This is a genomic window from Shigella sp. FC1661, from assembly GCF_001712525.1.
Lineage (GTDB): Bacteria > Pseudomonadota > Gammaproteobacteria > Enterobacterales > Enterobacteriaceae > Escherichia > Escherichia coli.
On sequence record NZ_MDGW01000178.1, the window covers coordinates 1 to 4,409 of the forward strand.

Annotated in this window: 4 protein-coding genes, 4 tRNA genes and 1 rRNA gene; 1 reads left to right on the plus strand and 8 read right to left on the minus strand. The window is 47.7% G+C overall.

From position 1 onward, the window contains the following. The 5 genes from BFF42_RS11550 to BFF42_RS11570 all read right to left on the minus strand — a co-directional run. Positions 1–309 (minus strand): GTP-binding protein (locus tag BFF42_RS11550; protein ID WP_000031690.1); only part of this gene is annotated, 309 nt, incomplete at its 3' end. 114 nt (positions 310–423) lie between these two features. Next, positions 424–499 (minus strand) — tRNA-Thr (locus BFF42_RS11555). Positions 500–505: 6 nt separating this feature from the next. Then, positions 506–580, minus strand: a tRNA-Gly gene (locus BFF42_RS11560). Between the two features lie 116 nt (positions 581–696). After that, positions 697–781, minus strand: a tRNA-Tyr gene (locus BFF42_RS11565). 8 nt (positions 782–789) lie between these two features. Further along, positions 790–865: transfer RNA gene (locus tag BFF42_RS11570), tRNA-Thr, on the minus strand. 361 nt (positions 866–1,226) lie between these two features. On the opposite strand from BFF42_RS11570, the gene coaA reads away from it, so the two are divergent. Next, positions 1,227–2,177: a type I pantothenate kinase gene (gene coaA / locus BFF42_RS11575; protein ID WP_000023091.1), complete on the plus strand. Its 951-nt coding sequence runs from the start codon at positions 1,227–1,229 to the stop codon at positions 2,175–2,177. 28 nt (positions 2,178–2,205) lie between these two features. Here the strand turns inward: coaA and birA are convergent, their stop codons facing one another. From birA to rrf, 3 genes are all read right to left on the minus strand, one after another. After that, positions 2,206–3,171, minus strand: coding sequence for a bifunctional biotin--[acetyl-CoA-carboxylase] ligase/biotin operon repressor BirA (gene birA / locus BFF42_RS11580; RefSeq protein WP_000654614.1), 966 nt, complete (start codon positions 3,169–3,171; stop codon positions 2,206–2,208). Beyond that, the gene (murB, locus tag BFF42_RS11585) at positions 3,168–4,196 is read right to left on the minus strand and encodes a UDP-N-acetylmuramate dehydrogenase (protein WP_001016691.1); all 1,029 of its coding nucleotides are present in this window, start codon (positions 4,194–4,196) and stop codon (positions 3,168–3,170) included. Before murB ends, birA begins: the two co-directional genes overlap by 4 nt. Positions 4,197–4,332: 136 nt before the next feature. Then, positions 4,333–4,409, minus strand: a 5S ribosomal RNA gene (rrf, locus tag BFF42_RS28580); the annotation flags it as partial.

The following is a 4,409-nucleotide window of genomic DNA, read 5'->3' on the forward strand; positions in this document are numbered from 1 at the left end:
GATCGCGCCGTCCATCTGAGCAGCACCGGTGATCATGTTTTTAACATAGTCGGCGTGCCCCGGGCAGTCTACGTGTGCGTAGTGACGGGTCGGGGTGTCGTATTCAACGTGAGAAGTGTTGATGGTGATACCACGAGCTTTTTCTTCCGGCGCGTTATCGATCTGGTCGAATGCGCGAGCAGCACCGCCGTAGGTTTTAGCCAGTACGGTAGTGATTGCAGCGGTCAGCGTTGTTTTACCATGGTCAACGTGGCCGATAGTACCGACGTTAACGTGCGGTTTTGTACGTTCAAACTTTTCTTTAGACATCGATTGTCCCTCTAAGACACGGATAAATCGGTGATATCACCACATCAACCAGGCAACATGCCCGACTTGTTGAATGCAATAAACAGAAGGAAAAAACAGGGAGGAGAAAAGAAGTGGTGCTGATAGGCAGATTCGAACTGCCGACCTCACCCTTACCAAGGGTGCGCTCTACCAACTGAGCTATATCAGCACATCTTGGAGCGGGCAGCGGGAATCGAACCCGCATCATCAGCTTGGAAGGCTGAGGTAATAGCCATTATACGATGCCCGCATCCTGGAACTCGGCTACCTGATTTTCATTCTGCACTGAATATCGAGAGAAGCTCTCTTTATTCGAGCCGGTAAGCGAACTTATCGTCTCGGGCTACGCCATCGCGTGGCCGAAATTGGTGGTGGGGGAAGGATTCGAACCTTCGAAGTCTGTGACGGCAGATTTACAGTCTGCTCCCTTTGGCCGCTCGGGAACCCCACCGGACTTGATGGTGCCGACTACCGGAATCGAACTGGTGACCTACTGATTACAAGTCAGTTGCTCTACCTACTGAGCTAAGTCGGCATCAAGTAGCGCGCATTCTATGGAGACATGCGAGTTCATGCAACTAAAAAATTGCATAATTTGTTTTATTGGTCACATTTTATGCAACACGATGAAGAAACAGCCGAATGGAGGGCAGATTAGCACACTTTTTCAACATCATTGTGCTCAACAATGCGCTCCTGCTAAACCATAATTCTTCTTATCAGATGGAATATCTGTCACATTGCTTTTCAACGATAGCTTCCTGGGAGAGATTTTTTCTTATTATTCCTCCCCATCTGGTGTTACCCTCCTGCCCATTAACCCATTCAACAGAACTGTGACGCGCCATGGCAAATATCGCTTTGCCGATAGAGCTATGACCGCCAGAAACATGCTTATGAGTATAAAAGAGCAAACGTTAATGACGCCTTACCTACAGTTTGACCGCAACCAGTGGGCAGCTCAGCGTGATTCCGTACCTATGACGTTATCGGAAGATGAGATCGCCCGTCTCAAAGGTATTAATGAAGATCTCTCGTTAGAAGAAGTTGCCGAGATCTATTTACCTCTGTCACGTTTGCTGAACTTCTATATAAGCTCGAATCTGCGCCGTCAGGCAGTTCTGGAACAGTTTCTTGGTACCAACGGGCAACGCATTCCTTACATTATCAGTATTGCTGGTAGTGTCGCGGTGGGGAAAAGTACAACCGCCCGTGTATTGCAGGCGCTATTAAGCCGTTGGCCGGAACATCGTCGTGTTGAACTGATCACTACAGATGGCTTCCTTCACCCTAATCAGGTTCTGAAAGAACGTGGTCTGATGAAGAAGAAAGGCTTCCCGGAATCGTATGATATGCATCGCCTGGTGAAGTTTGTTTCCGATCTCAAGTCCGGCGTGCCAAACGTTACAGCCCCTGTTTACTCGCATCTTATTTATGATGTGATCCCGGATGGAGATAAAACTGTTGTTCAGCCTGATATTTTAATTCTTGAAGGGTTAAATGTCTTACAGAGCGGAATGGATTATCCACACGATCCACATCATGTATTTGTTTCTGATTTTGTCGATTTTTCGATATATGTTGATGCACCGGAAGACTTACTTCAGACGTGGTATATCAACCGTTTCCTGAAATTCCGCGAAGGGGCTTTTACCGACCCGGATTCCTATTTTCATAACTACGCGAAATTAACTAAAGAAGAAGCGATTAAGACTGCCATGACATTGTGGAAAGAGATCAACTGGCTGAACTTAAAGCAAAATATTCTACCTACTCGTGAGCGCGCCAGTTTAATCCTGACGAAAAGTGCTAATCATGCGGTAGAAGAGGTCAGACTACGCAAATAATTTGCAGGGGAGCGAATACTCCCCTTTCTTATTTTTCTGCACTACGCAGGGATATTTCACCGCCCATCCAGGGTTTTATTATTCCATCCTGCTCAAGTAATAAAGCCCCCTGTTTGTCTATTCCGCGTGAAATGCCAAATATTTCTTTATCACCAATGATAAGTTTCACTGGGCGATTAATAAAATTATCCAGCTTTTCCCAGCGCGACAGATAAGGTGCCAATCCTTCTTGTTCGAAGAGTTCCAACGCAGCACGTAATTCACGTATTAGCATGGCCGCCAACGTATTACGATCGAGATTGATCCCCGCTTCCTGCAGCGTGATCCACCCCTGATTAACGACACTCTCTTCAACACGGCGCATTGCCATGTTGATCCCGGCTCCAATGACTATTTGCGCCGCATCGCCAGTTTTGCCAGTCAGCTCCACAAGAATGCCTGCCAGCTTGCGATCCTGCAGATAGAGGTCATTAGGCCATTTGACACGAACTTTATCTGCTCCCAGCTTGCGTAATACTTCCGCCATCACGATACCGATAACCAGACTTAAACCAATCGCCGCCGCCGGGCCTTGTTCCAGACGCCAGAACATCGACAAATATAAGTTTGCGCCAAAAGGCGAAAACCATTTCCGCCCCCGGCGACCACGGCCAGCCTGCTGGTATTCTGCAACACAGGCATCGCCCGATTTAAGCTCTCCGATACGATCAAGAAGGTACTGATTCGTGGAGTCAATAACTGGCAGCACGGCTACACTACCGCCATCCAGCTGACCCAATATCTGTTCAGCATTAAGTAACTGGATGGGCTCAGGCAGGCTGTATCCTTTACCCGGAACGGTAAAGACATCAACGCCCCAGTCACGCAGTGTCTGAATGTGTTTATTAATAGCCGCCCGGCTCATTCCCAGCGTTTCACCCAACTGCTCGCCAGAGTGAAATTCACCGTTCGCTAACAGGGCAATCAATTTCAGTGGCACGGTGTTATCCTTCATGAAATTGTCTCCACTGCGCTCACTTCACCTGATGCACCAATAAAGCGGACTTCAGGCTCAAGCCAGACATTAAATTTTTCACCCACTTTTTGTCTTACATGGTGTGCCAGTTGCACCACATCTTCGCTTTTTGCATTGTCTTCATTAATGAGAACTAACGCCTGTTGACGGTGCACCGCAGCCCCACCCATTTGCATCCCTTTTAGCTGGCACTGATCAATAAGCCAACCTGCTGCCAGTTTTACTGAACCACCCGCCTGGGGGTAATTTGGTGCTGTTGGAAATTGCGCCAGTAATGCTTTAGCCGTTTCGGCAGATACAACAGGGTTTTTGAAGAAACTACCGGCATTGCCATTCACTTTTGGATCAGGGAGTTTGGTGGTGCGCATATGACACACCGCATTAAATACTTGCTGTGGCGTTACTGTTGTAGGATCCAGACGAGTTAAGTCACCATACGTTAGTACAGGTTGCCACTCTTTTAGCAGACGCAGACCTACGGCTACAATGGCGAAGCGATCCTGGTATTCATGTTTAAAAATACTGTCGCGATAGCCAAAACGGCACTCTTTGGCAGTTAAGCGCACTTGCTTACCTGTCGCCAGTTCAACACAATCAACATAAGCGCAAACTCGCTGTAATTCTACGCCATAAGCACCAATATTCTGGATAGGTGATGAGCCGACACAACCAGGAATTAATGCCAGATTTTCCAGACCAGGCATACCTTCCTGCAAAGTGTATTTTACCAGGCGATGCCAGTTTTCTCCGGCTCCTACATGTAAATACCACGCATCAGGTTCATCATGAATTTCGATACCTTTGATCCGGTTGATGATCACCGTGCCGCGATAGTCTTCCAGAAAAAGTACATTACTTCCTTCACCCAGAATAAGAACGGGTTGTCCTTCTGCGGTTGCATACTGCCAGGCATTGAGTAATTGTTGTTCGTCTTCGGCACATACAATGTGCTGAGCATTATGATCAATGCCAAATGTGTTCCAGGGTTTTAAGGAGTGGTTCATAGCTGCTTTCCTGATGCAAAAACGAGGCTAGTTTACCGTATCTGTGGGGGGATGGCTTGTAGTTATGACGACAGGGAGAGTTTGTAGAAACGCAAAAAGGCCCAGTCTTCCGAGCGGGCCTTCTGCTAAATTTGATGCCTGGCAGTTCCCTACTCTCGCATGGGGAGACCCCACACTACCATCGGCGCTACGGCGTTTCACTTCTGAGTTCGG

Coding starts and splice junctions, on each gene's coding strand:
- murB (WP_001016691.1), bottom strand. CDS start 4,196: ATGAACCACTCCTTAAAACCCTGGAACACATTTGGCATTGATCATAAT.
- birA (WP_000654614.1), bottom strand. CDS start 3,171: ATGAAGGATAACACCGTGCCACTGAAATTGATTGCCCTGTTAGCGAAC.
- coaA (WP_000023091.1), top strand. CDS start 1,227: ATGAGTATAAAAGAGCAAACGTTAATGACGCCTTACCTACAGTTTGAC.